The sequence below is a fragment of the Gordonia zhaorongruii genome, assembly GCF_007559005.1.
In the GTDB taxonomy this organism is placed as follows: Bacteria; Actinomycetota; Actinomycetes; order Mycobacteriales; family Mycobacteriaceae; genus Gordonia; species Gordonia zhaorongruii.
This window is the reverse complement of record NZ_CP041763.1, coordinates 671919-687004: the sequence shown is the minus strand read 5'-3', so window position 1 is coordinate 687004 and position 15086 is coordinate 671919. Positions and strand designations below refer to the sequence as shown.

Below are 15086 nucleotides of genomic sequence, written 5' to 3'. Positions count from 1 at the left end.
TGCAGCCGATCGTCAGACCGAGAGACCGCCGAATGGCTCCACCGGCCCAGAGGGGCCGACTGGCCGATCACCCCGGAGAGTCACCCGATGCATGACGCGACGTTGTGAGTAGTCGCGATTCGCATAGTGCAGGGTTGACCGGTTGTCCCACAGAACGATGTCGCCGACGCGCCAGCTATGCCGCACAAGGTGTTCCGGTCTGGTGAGGTGGTTGTAGAAGACGTCCAGGAGGCCCCGGCTCTCCGCTTCGGACACGCCTTCTATGTGCGAAGTGAAGCCCGGATTGACGAAGAGCGCTTTCCGTCCGGTTACCGGGTGAACACGCACGACCGGATGACGCACCGGTGCAAGACTCGTCACCTCTGCACCGTCCCACCGGTTCCCGGTGCCGCCGCGACGGTGGCGCAGGTAGTAGCCGAATTCACGATCCCCGTCGTGCACGGCGGTCAACTCGTCCGCTAGACGCTGGAGCGGCGATGAGAGAGACGTGTATGCGGCTTCCCCGTCCGCCCAACTGGTGTCGCCACCCACATCGGGCAGCACGATCGGACGGAGGATCGATGCGGCCGGCGGACGCGGCATGAAGGTGACGTCGGTATGCCACACGTCCGCGAAACCGTTGTCGGCGCTGTCGAGCGAGTACATCTGCTCCGGCACGTCCGCACCGCTGTCCCACACCGGGTGCCCGGCGGTCAGATCACCGATTCGTCCGGCGAACTCGACATGCTGACCGTCGGTGATGTGCTGATCACGCAGGACGAGAACCCGGTATTCGGCGAGAGCCACGCGCAGCGCGCCGATCTGGGCGTCATTCGCACAGGGAACGTCGATTCCGGACAGCCGAGCTCCCATATGCGGACCGAGTTGCTCGACGTCGAACTCGACGCCGGCGACCACTTCCACGTCGTCGATCGGTGCTGCACGGACTGCTGCCGTATGGACTACTGAGGTGGTCATGCCCTGTTTCCCTTCACTGACGCCGTCATGCTCCGAGGGTGTCCGAGCACAGCGACGTCCGACAGGGTTGAATTCAGCGTGGCGGCAACTTCACCTCATCGCCGAACTCCGGATCACGACCGATGAACGCTGCCAGCCGCACCACGGGCCCCGCATCGTCGGCAATCGCGACGACGGGCCCGTATTGCCCCGATGAGCGGAGGACCTCCTCCATCGCCGCCAGTCCTGACAGCAGTTCGTTTGCGAATCCCTCGTCCAGGCCCGGACGACGACCGCCCGCCTGCGCCAGATCCCACGTGTGCATGAACACGTCGGCCGTGTAGAACCGGTCGACCGCAGTGGAGAGCGGCATCGTCCCGAGATAGGGGTGGGTGAAATCGCGGTCTGGGTCGTCGCCGTCCAGAATGTGCTGCACCGCAGCAGCATGCGCGGCCCACGCCGCAGCCGGATCGTCATCGACCGACGGGCACGCGGGTAGCACCACCTCACCCGCCGCGAGGAATTCCGGGAACCATCCGACCAGATGCCCGACGACGTCCCGCGCCGACCACTCGGCGACCGGCGACTGCGCCGACCAATCATCGGTAGCCGCCACTTCGCCGGCGAAGCCGGCAGCGATCGCGCGATGCCGATCGGCCGGCGTCATGTCGTTCAGCGCGGTTGTCTGACTGCTCACCATGACCCCCTCACCTCGCCGTCGGCCAGCAGGGTGTCGAGCTTCGCGTACCCCTGATCGATGCCGACCTCCATCCCCGATCGGAGCCAGGCATCACGGCTCTCGATGCTGTCGACGAGCGACTGTGCGTGCAGTCGGGTGCGGCCGTCGCCGAGATCCTCGAAGCGAATCGTCTCCAAGGAGACGTCGTCGGGCATCCCCTCGAAGGTGAAGGTCTGCACGATCACGGTCTCGCCGACAGTGTGAAAGCAGCCTCGGAAGCCGAAGACCTCACCGCCGCGTTCTGCGACGTACCGCCATTCACCACCGCTGCGGGCGTCCCACACCCCGATGCGGGTGCGCATTCCGTCTGGCCCCACCCATCGGGCGAAGAGTTCCGGGTCGACATGTGCTGCCCGCAGTTGCGCGGGAGTGGCCGCGAAGTCGCGGGTGATTCGGATGATCGGTAGGTCCGGATCGGCTTCGATCGCCGCCTCCGAGTACGCGCCGATGGTCATGATGCATTCCCCTCTGGATTCGAGTGAGTGTCGGATCGACCGTCCATCTCGGCGAGCACGTGGTCGAGGCGCCGATAACGCCTCTCAGCCCGCTGCCGATAGCGTTCGATCCATTGAGTCATCAGGTCGAACACCTCTGCTTCCAGGTGCGCCGGCCGTCGCTGTGCTTCGCGGGTTCGCGTCACCAGGCCCGCATCTTCGAGCACTCGCAGATGCTTGGACACTGCTTGCAGACTCACGTTGTACGGCTCCGCCAGCTCATTCACAGTGGCGTCTGCCGCAGTCAACCGAGCGACGATGTCGCGTCGAGTGGGGTCAGCCAGGGCTGCGAACACCTGCGACAGCTGATCTTCCATCGTCGATACCTTTCATTCAACTTCTCGGTTGAATACAACTCAACGCTTCCGAAAGACGGTTGTCAACCATTTGGTTGATATCTGAGTCCGCACCTTCAACAGAGCAGGCGGCCCCGCCAGATCATGGCGGGGCCACTTCTATGTGCAGGCCACTTCCATGTGCAGGCCACTTCTATGTGCAGGCATCGTCACCGATGAACTCCCGACACGTAATACCACCGTCCGTCGACACGCTCGAAGGTGCTGCGTTCGGTCATCTCGCCGCGGCCGTCACCGTCCCGATAGACGGCGGTGAACTCGACGACGCCGGTCTCATGAAACGGCGAACCCCCCACGACGTCGACGATCCGCAGATACAACCACCGTGCACCCGGATCCGGAGGACATGACGGCGGGCGCGTGCGCGGATGCCACGAATCGAGCAGATGCTGCTCGTCCCCCAGCGCGAATGCGGTGAACCGGCTGCGCATCAACGCCTCCGCAGTCGGGGCCGCACCGCCGTACCCGAATCCGGTCAGGTACCGGCCGCAGCAATCATCCAGGGTCTCCCCCGTGCCGCAGGGGCATCGTCGATCGTCCATATCCGACCACGCTGCCACACGGATCCCGCCCGGCAGATCGCCTCCGCCTATTGACGTCTCCCATCGCGGGTGTCATGGTTAGTTAGTCAAGTAACTAACCAACGAACGGAGGTGTCCATGATCGACGACGGGCGGGCCCTCTTCCAGCAGATCGCCGAACAGATCGCTGACTCGATCATCGACGGCACCCTGCCCGAAGAGACTCGGGCCCCATCGACGAACGAACTCGCCGCATTTCATCGCATCAACCCGGCAACCGCAGCGAAAGGCATCAACATGCTGGTCGACCAGGGAATCCTCTACAAGCGTCGCGGCGTCGGCATGTTCGTCGCCTCCGGCGCACATGACCTGCTCCGTCGCGAACGTCAGCAGGTATTCGCCGACCGCTTCATCGAGCCACTGCTCGGCGAAGCCCGGCGCCTCGGCCTGGCCCCGGACGACGTGATCGCCCTGATCCAGGACCGCGGACACGACCACGCACCGGCCACCCCCATGGAAGGAGACCCACGATGACGGTCCCATCAGAGACGACCTCCGCGGTCAGCGCGCGCGGCCTCACCAAGCGCTACGGCCGCAAGACTGTTCTGGACGCCGTCGACTTCGACATCCCCGAGAACACCATCTGCGGCCTGTTCGGACGCAACGGTGCAGGCAAGACGACCATCATGTCGATCCTGACGGCGCAGAACTTCGCCACCTCGGGAAACGCCTGGATCTTCGGAGAGGAGCCCTACGAGAACCGTCGCGCGCTGTCTCGGATGTGCTTCGTCCGTGAGAGTCAGAAGTATCCGGACGACGCGAAGCCGGTGCATGCGTTCGCCGCCGCCCGGATGTTCTTCCCCAACTGGAGCGACGACCTCGCCGACCAGCTGATCGACGACTTTCACCTCCCGACCACGACCCGCATCAAGAAGCTCTCGCGTGGCCAGCTGTCCGCTGTCGGAGTGATCATCGGCCTCGCCTCGCGGGCCGACGTGACCTTCTTCGACGAGCCGTATCTCGGACTCGACGCGGTCGCGCGGCAGATCTTCTACGACCGGCTGCTCGCCGACTACGCCGAACACCCGCGCACCGTGGTCCTGTCGAGCCACCTGATCGACGAGATCTCCAACCTCATCGAGCGAGTCCTGGTGATCGACGACGGACGGATCGTCCTCGACGAGGACGCTGAGGACCTCCGCGGCCGGGCGGTCACCGTCGTCGGTGCCGAGAGCGCAGTGAACGAGTTCGTCGACGGGCGCGAGGAGATCCACCGCGAGCGCCTCGGCCCGGTGGCATCGGCGACCGTCCTCGGAGCATTGACACACACCGACCGGGAACGGCTCCGGGAGCTGAACCTGACCACCTCGGCCGTGTCGATGCAGGAACTGATCGTCCGCTTCACCCAACACGCCGACGCCACAGGCACCACCGCAGAACAGCACGCCACCGCACCGAGAGGAGCATTCCGATGACCGCCGCAACCCCGGTGCACGACACCGGCACACCCACCGGTTCCGCACGGATCGCCAAGGTGATCCGCCTTCAGCTGATCAACCCGCAGACGTTCGTCGTGCTGCCGCTGGTGATCCTCGGAGCATCATTCGCGATCAGCATGATGATCTTCGGCGTCATCGCGTATTCCGTCGACGATATGACCGATCCCCTGTACGGCGGTGGATCGCAGGCGCCGCTCTGGTACTTCATGGTCATCGGGGTGCAGGCACTGTCGTTCACGTTCCCGTTCTCCCAGGCGCTGAGCATCACCCGGCGCGAGTACTTCCTCGGTACGTTCGCGACCGCCGGTCTCACCTCGCTGACACTGGCGATCACGTTCCTGATCGGTGGGGTGATCGAGCAGGCCACCGACGGCTGGTGGTTCGACGGATACTTCTTCTACGTCCCATGGATCTGGGATCAGGGTGCCGTCGTCGCCGCACTCCTGTACCTCGTCATCGCGATGTTCGCGTTCACGGTCGGATTCTGGGCCACCACGATCTACAAGCGCTGGGGAACGTCGTCACTCGTCGCGGTCGGAGTCGGCCTCGCCGTCGTTCTCATCGTCGTCGCCTTCGTGATCAGCTGGCAGGGCGGCTGGCCGTCGTTCGGACGATGGTTCGCCGATCTGCAACCGGTGGTGGCGGCCCTGCTCATCCTGGCCGTCGACGCCGTCCTCGCCGGACTGTCGTACCTCACCATTCGGAAGGCGATCCCGTAGAGTCCGGCGCCCCGCACGAACAGCCGACCGCCGAGGGTCCGAACGTTAGGCCCTCGGCGGTTGAGCGAGCGCGAGCGAGTCGAAACCGTCTGGACCGATCGCCCTCGACTCGCCCGTCCTCGGCTAGCGTCTCCGTCAGTGTGCGAAGTGACGCGACCCGGTGAAGTACATGGTCACCCCGGCAGCCTTGGCCGCCTCGATCGACTCGTTGTCGCGGATCGAGCCACCCGGCTGCACCACGGCACGCACGCCGGCGTCGATGAGCACCTGCAACCCGTCGGGGAACGGGAAGAACGCGTCGGACGCACCGACCGAGCCGGAGGCCCGGTCGCCGGCACGCTGCACGGCCAGGTGCGCCGAGTCGACCCGGTTCACCTGCCCCATGCCGACTCCCACGGATGCCCCGTCGTCGGCCAGCAGAATCGCGTTCGACTTCACCGCACGGCAGGCACGCCACGCGAAAACGAGGTCGGCGAGGGTCTTCTCGTCGGCGGCGTCGCCCGTGGCGAGCGTCCAGTTGGCCGGGTCGTCGCCCTCGGCGTCGATTGCGTCCCGCTGCTGCAGCAGCACGCCCCCGGACACCGGGCGCACGTCGGTGATGGAGCCGGCCGGCGCTTCGGCGATCAGGATGCGGACGTTCTTCTTACGTGACAGGACCGCGACGGCACCGTCTTCGTAGCCGGGGGCGATGATCACCTCGGTGAAGATGTCGGCGACCTGCTCGGCCATCCCGACCGACACCTCGCGGTTGGTCGCGATGACGCCGCCGTAGGCGCTGACCGGGTCGCACGCGTGCGCACGACGATGAGCTTCGGCGATGTCGGAGCCGACGGCGATGCCGCACGGGTTGGCATGCTTGATGATCGCGACCGTCGGGTCGACGTGGTCGTAGGCGGCTCGCCAGGCCGCATCACCATCGGTGTAGTTGTTGAACGACATCTGCTTGCCGTGCAGCTGCTCAGCCTGCGCGAGCCCGGTCGGACCCGACGTCGACGCGTACAGGGCCGCAGCCTGATGCGGATTCTCGCCGTAACGCAGCACGTCCTTGCGCTCCCACGTCGAGCCGACCCAAACCGGGAAGTCGCTCTCCTCATCGGGCGCGACCACGCTGCTCATCCACGAGGCGACGGCCACGTCGTAGTCGGCGGTGTGCCGGAACGCCTTGGCGGCCAGCGCCTTGCGCTGCTGCAGGGAGAAGCCGCCTGCCGCCACCGCGTCGGTGACGGTGGCGTAGTCGGCTGGATCGACGACGACGCCGACCGACGGGTGGTTCTTGGCGGCGGCACGCACCATCGACGGGCCCCCGATGTCGATCTGCTCGACGCACTCGTCCGGGCTCGCACCGGACGCCACGGTCTCGGTGAACGGGTACAGATTCACGATCACGAGCTCGAACGGCGCGATGTCCAGTTCGTCGAGCTGGCGGAGGTGATCGTCTTTGCGGGTGTCGGCGAGAACGCCTGCGTGCACGCGCGGATGCAGCGTCTTGACGCGGCCTTCGAGGCACTCCGGGAACCCGGTGAGCTCACTGACCTCGACGACCGGCACTCCCGCGCCTGCGATCTTCTTGGCGGTGGAGCCGGTGGAGACGATCTCGACGCCCGCTGCGTTCAGTGCGGTGGCGAGCTCCTCCAGGCCGGTCTTGTCGTAGACACTGACCAGTGCGCGGCGCACAGGCCGCTGATCTGCAGTTGCGTTCACTTGAGGTGAGCCTTTCGTCCATCGATGACAACGCCACGGGCGGCGAGCGCGTCCACCACTTCGGTGAGAAGCGAGCGCTCGACGACCTTGATGCGTTCGTGCAGAGTGGCCTCGGTGTCGTCGGCCGCGATGTCGACGACGCGTTGGGCCAGGATCGGTCCGGTGTCCACGCCGTCGTCCACGAGGTGGATGGTGGTGCCGGTGATTTTGGCGCCGTACGCGAGCGCGTCGGCGACGCCGTGCGCGCCCGGGAAGGCGGGCAGCAGTGCTGGATGCGAATTGACGGTGCGACCGGCGAAACGGCCGAGGAACGCCGGACCGACGAGCTTCATGAACCCCGCGGTCACCACCCATTCCGGTGAGCACGCGGCGGTCGCGGTGGTCAGTGCGGCATCCCACTCGCTGCGATCGTGATAATCCCGCAGGGCGCAGTGCGTGACCGGGATCTTCGCGGCCGCCGCGATGTCGGCGGCGCGGCATGAACGATCCACTACGACTCCGGCCACCCGGTAAGCCGCATCGGGCGCCGCTGCCCGGTCGATGATCGCCTGGAGCAGCGATCCGGCCCCCGACGCGAGGACGACGATGGGCGCACGGGCGCGTGCACTATCGCGGTCGGCATCGGTCACCCCGCCAGTTTAGGCGCGAGTCGCAGCTCACACAGGTCCGGGGCCGAGCTGGACGGCAGTTCGCGTGAACGGTGCGCGACCGAGGTGGTCAGAATCGTCCGTAAGGGTCCGGGCCGGTGGCGCGGGAGGTGTTCCGGGCAGCACCATCCGAATCGGACGCGTCAGGATCATCGTCGGCATCTCGGTCGTCATCCTGACCGGAGTCGTCCGAACCGGAACCGGTGTCACCGGGTCCGTCGGCGACGACCGCCGTGCCATCGTCGTTCGTGCTGCCGTCAGTGTCCGTGGCGTCAACACCTGCATCCGTGGCGCCGCTCGCCTCGTCATGGCCTGCCTCGTCATGGCCTGCCTCCTCATCGTCCGATTCGTCATCGTCCGATTCGGCATCCAGCGCGGTGTCATCGAGCCAGGAATCGAGATCCTCGTCGTCGCCCCGGCGCCGGTTGAGTCCGCCTGCGGCGAGCCACATCACGCCGGCTACCAGCGCACCGCCGAGGGCGATCCAGCTGAATGCGAACACCCCGGTCGTCGGAACATTGACGCCGGTGTCGCCGAGTTCGCCGAGCTGACCGCCACCGAGTCCCACGGCCAGCACCATCAGCGCTGCGGCAACGGCTGCGCCGATGACGACGGCCCGAAGATGTCGGATCGGGTCGGTGCTGCGGCAGAACCAGCCGAGAACCCCACCCGCTACCAGCGGAATGACGAAGATGAGAGCGCCGTACGCGCCGATGCCCGTCTCCGGAAGAACTCCGACGATCGGCAGCGGTGGGACCGCGCCGGACGACACGTCGAACACGTCGAGGACGGTGGTCCCGATCTCGCCAGTGGTACCGGTGGCGATGGCCGCTGCCCCCGCCACCATGTTCGGCAAGTACAGGATCGACAGGCCGGTCAGGCCGAGGTATCCGTCGAAGGTGCTGCCGTCGGCGATCATCGCCGACACCGTCCCCCAGTGCAGGAGCATGCCCGTGAGGACGAGGAGCGCACCGCCGGCGATCAGCGCACCGAAGGCGATGACACCGCCGCGCACTCCCACACGTTCGGTCGCCGGGACGTCGAACTCATCGAGGATCGGTCGCAGGCTCGCCTTCGCGATACCGACGATGACGGCCAGACCTTGGACCAGCAGCGTGTAACCGAATGCGGCCAGCGCGTCCGGCTGACCGATCGACGTCACGGCGGACCCGTCCGCGACGACAGCCAGTGACAGCGCTGTCGTCAGCAGCGAACCGCCGAGCGCCGCACCGACGATGCCCACCAGATCCGGCAGTTCACGCGCGGTCGACGCCCCCTCGGACACCACCGCCACCGTTCCCGCGCACACGGCGAAGGTAGGCAGGAGCGGCAGCACTCCGAGGGTGACACCGCCGATCGTGATCGGAACCTGGTTCACCGCGAGCCATCCGGCCGCGGTCGCCGAACTCAGTCCGGAGAGCCCGTCCCCTGCCAGCAGACGCACGATCGCAAGAAGCACCGCGATAGCGATCACGCTGACGCCCGGCACCAGAAGCGCGACCTTCACGAGGTCCCACGTGGCCGCCTTGCGTGGCACCTGATCCGCACGACGAGCCAGGCGCACCTGCCGGAGGCGGGTGGCCATGGAGTTCGACGACGGGCTCATGCTGGCAGAGACCGGTTACTACTGCTGCTCGGCCTGCGGGTTCGAACCCGGGTCGGTGACCGGCTTCTGGAATGCGGTCGTGGCGCCCGCGTCCTCCGAGACCGCGCCGGGGGCGGAGGTCATCGTGGTCGGAGCGACGTCCGAGGCCTGCGCACCCTGCCCGTACGCGGAGTAGCCGTACGCGGACTGCGCCTGGTCATCCACCTGCTGCGCCGGCTGGCCGTAGCCTGCGGCGTAGCCCTGATCTGCCTGCTGCTGCGCGGTGGCCTGCGGTGAGGCGGTCGCGCCGGAGGTCGCCGTGGCGTTCGCCGGGGCCAGCTTCAGCTGTCCGCTCTCGACGAGCAGCCAGACGACGGCGGCGACGAAGACCAGGATCGCGGTGATGAGCAGCAGCATCGCGCCCGCTCCACGGGTTCCGATCTCCTCGAACAACGGGTCGATCGAGGCGAACTGGAACACGGCCGCGAACGCCGCGGTCGCTCCTACCGAAGCGATAGCGGCGACGTAGTGCTTGGTGGTTCCGACCAGCAGAGTCGACAGTGCGAGGAATCCTGCGAGTACGACGAGGCCGTACGGCAGCACGAAGTGCGTCTGGAACAGGGAGACGCCCTCGCCGTTGTCATTCTTCGGGTTGTAACCGCTCAAGAACCCGCAGAACAGCGTGATCACGCCGAGTGCGCCGATCACGGCTGCAATGATGGCCGGGGTGTTCGCCGGAAGTCCCTGGCTCTTGGGCTTCGTCGGCGGCTGCTGCTGCGCACCGAGCCCGTAGGACGCCTGCGGGTACTGCTGCTGCGCGTACGGCTGCTGACCGTACTGCTGCTGGTACTGCTGCTGGGCCTGAGCGTCGTAGCCCTGTCCGTACTGCGCGGCCTGCTGCTGGCCTCCCGGGTACTGGGCATCCTGGTACTGACCTGCCGGGTACTGGCCTGCGGGATACTGACCTGCCGAGTACTGGCCTGCGGGGTACTGGCCTGCCGGGTACTGGCCTGCCGGGTACTGGGCATCCTGGTACTGGCCTGTGGGGTACTGACCTGCGGGGTACTGGGAACCCGGGTAAGGGGAGCCCTGGTACTGGCCGAACTGCTGGTCCTGTCCCGGGGTCTGGGCACCCTGCGGATTCTGCCCATAGCCGTAGCCACCGGACTGCGGGTAGGTCATGTCTCACTCCTCACGCGTACAACTCCATCCGTCGTGCCCGACGAACGTCGTCCACGCTAATACACTGAACATGTGAGAGTTCGGCACGCTCTCTACCAGCGCCTCAGCGGGCCGGATTCCGGCAAAGCCGGACGAAAGCCGAACGGCCGCCTCTCAACAGGCCCTCACCAGACGTGAGCACGCCCCTTCTCGGCGTACCAGTCGATGAGCGAGTAGTCGTCCACCGAACGCGGGTCGACGTTCACCTCCGAACGGCCGGCGAGGATCGCCGTCACCGGAACCTCGAGCTTCTTTCCGGTACGGGTGTGCGGGATCCCCGGGGCGACGATCACCTCGTCGGGTACGTGCCGGGCCGACAGTCGGGACCGCACCTCGCCCGCTATGCGCTTCACCAGCTCGTCCGTCAGTTCCGCGCCGGGGACCAGCGTGACGAACAACGGCATCCAGTACTTGCCGTCGGGCCCGTCGACTCCGAGCACGAACGCCTCCGCTATCTCGTCGACGGCCTCGACCACCTCGTAGATGTCGGCGGACCCCATGCGGATGCCGTTGCGGTTGAGCGTGGCATCGCTGCGGCCGTGGATCACGAGAGAGCCGCGGTCGGTCAACGTGACCCAGTCCCCGTGGCGCCAGACGACGGGCGTGTCCTGCGCGTCCCATTCGTGTGCGAAGTACGCCGTCCGGTAGCGCTCGCCGTCGGCGTCGTTCCAGAACTTCACCGGCATCGACGGCATCGGTGCGGTCACCACCATCTCGCCCACCTCGTCGACGAGCGGCTGCGCCTGCGGTGACCAGCTTTCGAGCGCGACGCCCAGGTACCGGACCGAGAGCTCTCCAGCCACCACTGGCACGCCGGTCGATCCGCCGGCGAACGCCGACACCACATCGGTGCCACCGCTGATCGAGGAGATCGGAAGCCCGGCGGACACGTTGTCGTCGACCCAGGTGAACAGGTCCGCGGCCAGAGTGGATCCGGTGCTGCCGAGCGTCTTCAACGCCGAGAGGTCGTGGTCGCGCCCCGGCACCAGACCGGCCTTACGTGAGGCCTGCAGCTGTCCCGGGCTGGTTCCGAAATAGGTGACCTTCTCGTCGTCCAGGATCTGCCACAGCCGGTCCGCGTCCGGGTGCAGCGGCGACCCGCTGTAGCAGACGATGCGCGCACCGACGAGCAGTCCGGCGACCTGGTAGTTCCACATCATCCAGCTCAGCGCGGTCTGCCAGAAGAACACCGAGTCGGGTCCGAGATCGGAGTGCAGTCCCGCCGCTTTCAGGTGCTCGAGAAGCACGCCGCCGTGACCGTGGACGATGCCCTTCGGCTTACCGGTGGTTCCGGACGAGAACAGCACCCACAACGGGTGGTCGAACTCGACGGGCACCGGCTGCGGCTCACGGCGCTGAGAGACCACGTCGGTCCACGTTCGGGTCCCGCCGGAACCTCCGGCCGGGCCGTCGGTGGCAGCACCACCTGCAGGTCCGTCGGCGATGACGATGTGCGTGACGTCGCCCAGCAGCTGTGCCAGTTCCGCGGAGTCGGCACGCCGGTCGATGTCCTTGCCGTTGTAGCGGTACCCCGACGCCGAGAACAGCACCTTCGGCCGAAGTTGCGCCAGCCTGCTCGCCGCCCCCTCGGGGGCGTAGTCCTGCCCGCAACCCGACCACAGTGCGCCGATCGACGCGGTGGCGAGGAACGCGACCGCGGCCTCGGGAATATCGGGCAGGTAGGCGGCGACGACGTCGCCCTGCCGCACACCGGCCTCGCCGAGTGCGTGGGCGACCGCGCCCACCAAGCCGGGCAGCTCGGCCCAGCTGATCTCGGTCCGCACCCCGTCCTCGTCGAGCCCGACGATCGCCGCCCCTGGGAGCTCACGATGCGACAGCACCTGATCGGCGTAGTTCAGCCGCACGCCCGGAAACCACCGCGCCCCCGGCATCGATGCGTCGGAGAGGATCGCCTCGTCGCCGACGCCCGGCCCGGTATGCGCGATCTCGTCGAGCCCGAAGTGATCCCACACCGCACGCCAGAAGCCCGGAAGGTCGTCCACCGAGTACTGCCAGAGGTCGGAATACCCGGTGAACTCACGGCCGGTGCTCGCCGCGACCTCAGCGGCGAACCGGTCCATCTGCGAGGTCCCCGCGCTCACGTGTCCAGCCCCAGGAGCTCGATGGACTTCTCGCGCATCTCGACCTTGCGAACCTTCCCGGTGACGGTCATCGGGAACTCGTCCACCACGTGGACGTACTTCGGGATCTTGTGGCGCGACACCTTTCCCGCAGCGAACTCGCGTAAGGAATCCGCGTCTAAGCCCGCAGCCCCTTCGCGCAGGCGGATCCACGCCATCAGCTCCTCGCCGTACTTGGCATCGGGAACGCCGATCACCTGTGCGTCGACGATGTCCGGGTGCGTGTAGAGGAACTCCTCGATCTCACGCGGGTAGATGTTCTCGCCGCCGCGGATCACCATGTCCTTGATGCGGCCGGTGATGCGGGCGTAACCGTCCTCCCCCATCACGCCGAGATCGCCGGTGTGCATCCAGCCGTGACCGTCGACGGCACCCGCCGTCTTCTCCGGTTCGTTCCAGTACCCCTGCATCACCGAGTAGCCGCGGGTGCAGAACTCGCCCGTCTCTTCGCGTGGGAGGGTCTCACCGGTGATCGGGTCGGCGATCTTGATCTCCAGGTGCGGGCCGACGCGTCCCACCGTGCCGACCCGGAGTTCGAGCGGGTCGTCGGTGCGGGTCTGCGTCGACACCGGACTGGTCTCGGTCATGCCGTAGCAGATCGACACCTCCTCCATGTTCATCTCGTCGATGACGCGGCGCATCACCGCCTCGGGGCACGGCGATCCGGCCATGATGCCGGTGCGCAGGGTCGACAGGTCGAATGACGCACCGGAGTCGAGGAGGGCGAGCTCCGCGATGAACATCGTCGGCACTCCGTACAGACTCGTGCATCGGTACTTCTCCACGGCCTCGAGCGCCGTCTGCGGATCGAACGCCGGCCCGGGGATGACCATCGCACTGCCATGCGAGATGGCTGCCAGATTGCCCATCACCATGCCGAAGCAGTGGTAGAAGGGCACCGGCAGACAGATGCGGTCCGCTTCGGTGTAATCGACCAGCTCGCCCACCAGGTAGCCGTTGTTGCCGATGTTGTGGTGGGAGAGGGTGACGCCCTTCGGCGAGCCCGTGGTGCCCGACGTGTACTGGATGTTGATCGGATCCTCGGCGCGCAGACCGGCGGCCGCCTCATCGACAGCCGTCAGCTCCGCTTCGGTCGGATCCTCCAGCAACGCGGCGAACTCGTCGCTCTCGAAGAGGATCACCTGGCGAAGCTCGGGAGCCTGGTCGCGCACGTCCTCGAGCATCTCCGCGTACTCGGAGTCGCGGAAGCGCTCCGCAGCGAGCACCACCGTCGTACCCGATTGTGCGAGCACGTACGCGAGTTCGTGCCGTCGGTACGACGGGTTGATCACCACCAGGATCGCGCCGATCTCCGCGGCTGCGAACTGCGTGAGCACCCACTCGAAACGGTTGGGCGCCCACAGGCCCACCCGGTCACCGGTGCGCACCCCCTGCCGCAGCAGACCCGCGGCGAGTGCTCGCACGTCGCGGCGGAACCCGGAGTACGTCCACTGCCGATCCACTGCGGCGTCGATGAGCGCCACCGCCTCGGGATGGGCTGCGGTCGTCTCGGCGAGTGTGGCGCCGATCGTGTGCGCGAGCAGCGGCGGCTCGGCCTCTCCGCGCGTGTACGAGTCGTGATCGGTGTACGTCTGCTCAGGCATGGCTTCCTCCGATTGATCGGGCTGAGTCGGTGTGATCGGGCTGGGGGTCGGTGTGATCGAGCGGGGTCGGTGCGACGAACTGTCAGTCAGCGCGCTGAAGCAAAGCGCGCGCCTGTGCGAGGACAGGGCCGTCGATCATCTGGCCGTCGAGCTTGAACACCCCGCCGTCGTAGTCGGTGGCGCCTGCCAGAACCTTGCGCGCCCAGTCGATCTGCTCGGTAGACGGCGCGTATCCCTCGCGGATGTGCGCTGCCTGGGACGGGTGGATGCAGGCGGTCGCGGCGTAGCCGAGCGCGACGGCGTCCCGGACTTCGGCGGCCAGACCCTCCACGTCGGCGATGTCGATGTGGACCGAATCGACCGCGGCCTTACCGAATGCACCCGCAGCGAGACGCACCCGCGAGCGCACGTAGCGAGCGATGTCCCGGTACGTCCCCGGGTCGGCCTCACCCGGCTGGAATCGGCTCGACGCACCGCCCAGCCCGGCGACCAGATCCTCTGCGCCCCACATCAGGCCGACGCAGTTGGGGGCGGCGGCGATCTCCTCCACGCGCGTCGCGCCCAGCGGGGTCTCGATGAGCGCGATGGTCTGCAGACCGTGCGCCCGCACCTGTTCGGCACTCTCGGTCTTGGCCTGCATCACCAGCCGGTATCCGGTGGACTGCACGGCCTGCAGATCGAGTTCGTGGTCGGCGGTCTCGGCCCCGTTGATGCGGACGATCGCCCGGTCGGCCGGTACCGGCTCGGCGATGAGCGACTCCCGCGCCGACGCCTTGTTGCCGGGCGCCACCGCATCCTCGAGGTCGAGGATCACCATGTCGGCGCGGTCGAGCGCCTTGTGGTAGCGCTCGGGACGGTCTGCCGGGCAGAACAGCAGTGCCGGTCCGGCTGGGATCCACGGGTCGACGGTCATGTCCGTTCCT

15 protein-coding genes are annotated in these 15086 nt (G+C 67.1%); 3 read left to right on the top strand and 12 right to left on the bottom strand.

Annotated elements, in window-relative coordinates:
• Window positions 1–12 precede the first annotated feature (12 nt).
• The 5 genes from FO044_RS03070 to FO044_RS03050 all read right to left on the bottom strand — a co-directional run bounded on the left by FO044_RS03070 (window position 13) and on the right by FO044_RS03050 (window position 3067).
• The gene (locus FO044_RS03070; RefSeq protein ID WP_143965305.1) at window positions 13–957 is read right to left on the bottom strand and encodes a TauD/TfdA dioxygenase family protein; all 945 of its coding nucleotides are present in this window, start codon (window positions 955–957) and stop codon (window positions 13–15) included.
• Between the two features lie 73 nt (window positions 958–1030).
• The gene (locus tag FO044_RS03065; protein ID WP_143965304.1) at window positions 1031–1636 is read right to left on the bottom strand and encodes a maleylpyruvate isomerase family mycothiol-dependent enzyme; all 606 of its coding nucleotides are present in this window, start codon (window positions 1634–1636) and stop codon (window positions 1031–1033) included.
• Window positions 1630–2130, bottom strand: a complete 501-nt coding sequence (locus FO044_RS03060) for an SRPBCC domain-containing protein (protein WP_132993193.1) — start codon at window positions 2128–2130, stop codon at window positions 1630–1632. Before FO044_RS03060 ends, FO044_RS03065 begins: the two co-directional genes overlap by 7 nt.
• Complete coding sequence (locus FO044_RS03055; RefSeq protein ID WP_132993192.1) at window positions 2127–2486, bottom strand: ArsR/SmtB family transcription factor; 360 nt, start codon at window positions 2484–2486, stop codon at window positions 2127–2129. Before FO044_RS03055 ends, FO044_RS03060 begins: the two co-directional genes overlap by 4 nt.
• A gap of 188 nt (window positions 2487–2674) precedes the next feature.
• Window positions 2675–3067 (bottom strand): YchJ family protein, encoded by a 393-nt coding sequence (locus tag FO044_RS03050; protein WP_132993191.1) that lies wholly within the window; start codon window positions 3065–3067, stop codon window positions 2675–2677.
• A gap of 117 nt (window positions 3068–3184) precedes the next feature.
• Here FO044_RS03050 and FO044_RS03045 point away from each other — a divergent pair, with 117 nt between their 5' ends.
• The 3 genes from FO044_RS03045 to FO044_RS03035 are packed head-to-tail and all read left to right on the top strand — an operon-like array spanning window position 3185 to window position 5264.
• Complete coding sequence (locus tag FO044_RS03045; RefSeq protein WP_132993190.1) at window positions 3185–3580, top strand: GntR family transcriptional regulator; 396 nt, start codon at window positions 3185–3187, stop codon at window positions 3578–3580.
• A complete protein-coding gene (locus FO044_RS03040) occupies window positions 3577–4521 on the top strand; it encodes an ABC transporter ATP-binding protein (protein ID WP_143965303.1) in 945 nt (314 codons plus the stop codon). Before FO044_RS03045 ends, FO044_RS03040 begins: the two co-directional genes overlap by 4 nt.
• Window positions 4518–5264: a hypothetical protein gene (locus tag FO044_RS03035; RefSeq protein ID WP_132993188.1), complete on the top strand. Its 747-nt coding sequence runs from the start codon at window positions 4518–4520 to the stop codon at window positions 5262–5264. The genes FO044_RS03040 and FO044_RS03035 overlap by 4 nt, the downstream gene beginning before the upstream one ends.
• 135 nt (window positions 5265–5399) lie before the next feature.
• Here FO044_RS03035 and purH read toward each other — a convergent pair whose 3' ends face one another.
• The 7 genes from purH to FO044_RS03000 form a co-directional block, all read right to left on the bottom strand.
• Window positions 5400–6965 (bottom strand): bifunctional phosphoribosylaminoimidazolecarboxamide formyltransferase/IMP cyclohydrolase, encoded by a 1566-nt coding sequence (purH, locus tag FO044_RS03030; protein WP_132993187.1) that lies wholly within the window; start codon window positions 6963–6965, stop codon window positions 5400–5402.
• The gene (purN, locus tag FO044_RS03025) at window positions 6962–7594 is read right to left on the bottom strand and encodes a phosphoribosylglycinamide formyltransferase (RefSeq protein ID WP_132993186.1); all 633 of its coding nucleotides are present in this window, start codon (window positions 7592–7594) and stop codon (window positions 6962–6964) included. The genes purH and purN overlap by 4 nt, the downstream gene beginning before the upstream one ends.
• 88 nt (window positions 7595–7682) lie before the next feature.
• Window positions 7683–9218, bottom strand: a complete 1536-nt coding sequence (locus tag FO044_RS03020; protein ID WP_132993185.1) for a cell division protein PerM — start codon at window positions 9216–9218, stop codon at window positions 7683–7685.
• Window positions 9219–9236: 18 nt separating this feature from the next.
• Entirely contained in the window at window positions 9237–10379 is a 1143-nt protein-coding gene (locus tag FO044_RS15070; protein ID WP_207924508.1) for a DUF5336 domain-containing protein, read from the bottom strand.
• A 164-nt stretch (window positions 10380–10543) separates the two neighbouring features.
• A complete protein-coding gene (locus tag FO044_RS03010) occupies window positions 10544–12499 on the bottom strand; it encodes an acetoacetate--CoA ligase (protein WP_143965943.1) in 1956 nt (651 codons plus the stop codon).
• 17 nt (window positions 12500–12516) lie between these two features.
• The gene (locus FO044_RS03005; RefSeq protein WP_132993184.1) at window positions 12517–14163 is read right to left on the bottom strand and encodes an AMP-binding protein; all 1647 of its coding nucleotides are present in this window, start codon (window positions 14161–14163) and stop codon (window positions 12517–12519) included.
• Window positions 14164–14245: 82 nt separating this feature from the next.
• Window positions 14246–15076 carry an HpcH/HpaI aldolase/citrate lyase family protein gene (locus FO044_RS03000; RefSeq protein ID WP_132993183.1) on the bottom strand — a complete coding sequence of 277 codons (831 nt, stop codon included), beginning with the start codon at window positions 15074–15076 and terminating at the stop codon, window positions 14246–14248.
• Window positions 15077–15086: the final 10 nt, after the last annotated feature.

Bases quoted from the DNA above. Each gene is read 5' to 3' on its own strand.
- FO044_RS03070 (WP_143965305.1), bottom strand. From the start codon at position 957: ATGACCACCTCAGTAGTCCATACGGCAGCAGTCCGTGCAGCACCGATC.
- FO044_RS03065 (WP_143965304.1), bottom strand. From the start codon at position 1,636: ATGGTGAGCAGTCAGACAACCGCGCTGAACGACATGACGCCGGCCGAT.
- FO044_RS03060 (WP_132993193.1), bottom strand. From the start codon at position 2,130: ATGACCATCGGCGCGTACTCGGAGGCGGCGATCGAAGCCGATCCGGAC.
- FO044_RS03055 (WP_132993192.1), bottom strand. From the start codon at position 2,486: ATGGAAGATCAGCTGTCGCAGGTGTTCGCAGCCCTGGCTGACCCCACT.
- FO044_RS03050 (WP_132993191.1), bottom strand. From the start codon at position 3,067: ATGGACGATCGACGATGCCCCTGCGGCACGGGGGAGACCCTGGATGAT.
- FO044_RS03045 (WP_132993190.1), top strand. From the start codon at position 3,185: ATGATCGACGACGGGCGGGCCCTCTTCCAGCAGATCGCCGAACAGATC.
- FO044_RS03040 (WP_143965303.1), top strand. From the start codon at position 3,577: ATGACGGTCCCATCAGAGACGACCTCCGCGGTCAGCGCGCGCGGCCTC.
- FO044_RS03035 (WP_132993188.1), top strand. From the start codon at position 4,518: ATGACCGCCGCAACCCCGGTGCACGACACCGGCACACCCACCGGTTCC.
- FO044_RS03020 (WP_132993185.1), bottom strand. From the start codon at position 9,218: ATGAGCCCGTCGTCGAACTCCATGGCCACCCGCCTCCGGCAGGTGCGC.
- FO044_RS15070 (WP_207924508.1), bottom strand. From the start codon at position 10,379: ATGACCTACCCGCAGTCCGGTGGCTACGGCTATGGGCAGAATCCGCAG.
- FO044_RS03010 (WP_143965943.1), bottom strand. From the start codon at position 12,499: ATGGACCGGTTCGCCGCTGAGGTCGCGGCGAGCACCGGCCGTGAGTTC.
- FO044_RS03005 (WP_132993184.1), bottom strand. From the start codon at position 14,163: ATGCCTGAGCAGACGTACACCGATCACGACTCGTACACGCGCGGAGAG.
- FO044_RS03000 (WP_132993183.1), bottom strand. From the start codon at position 15,076: ATGACCGTCGACCCGTGGATCCCAGCCGGACCGGCACTGCTGTTCTGC.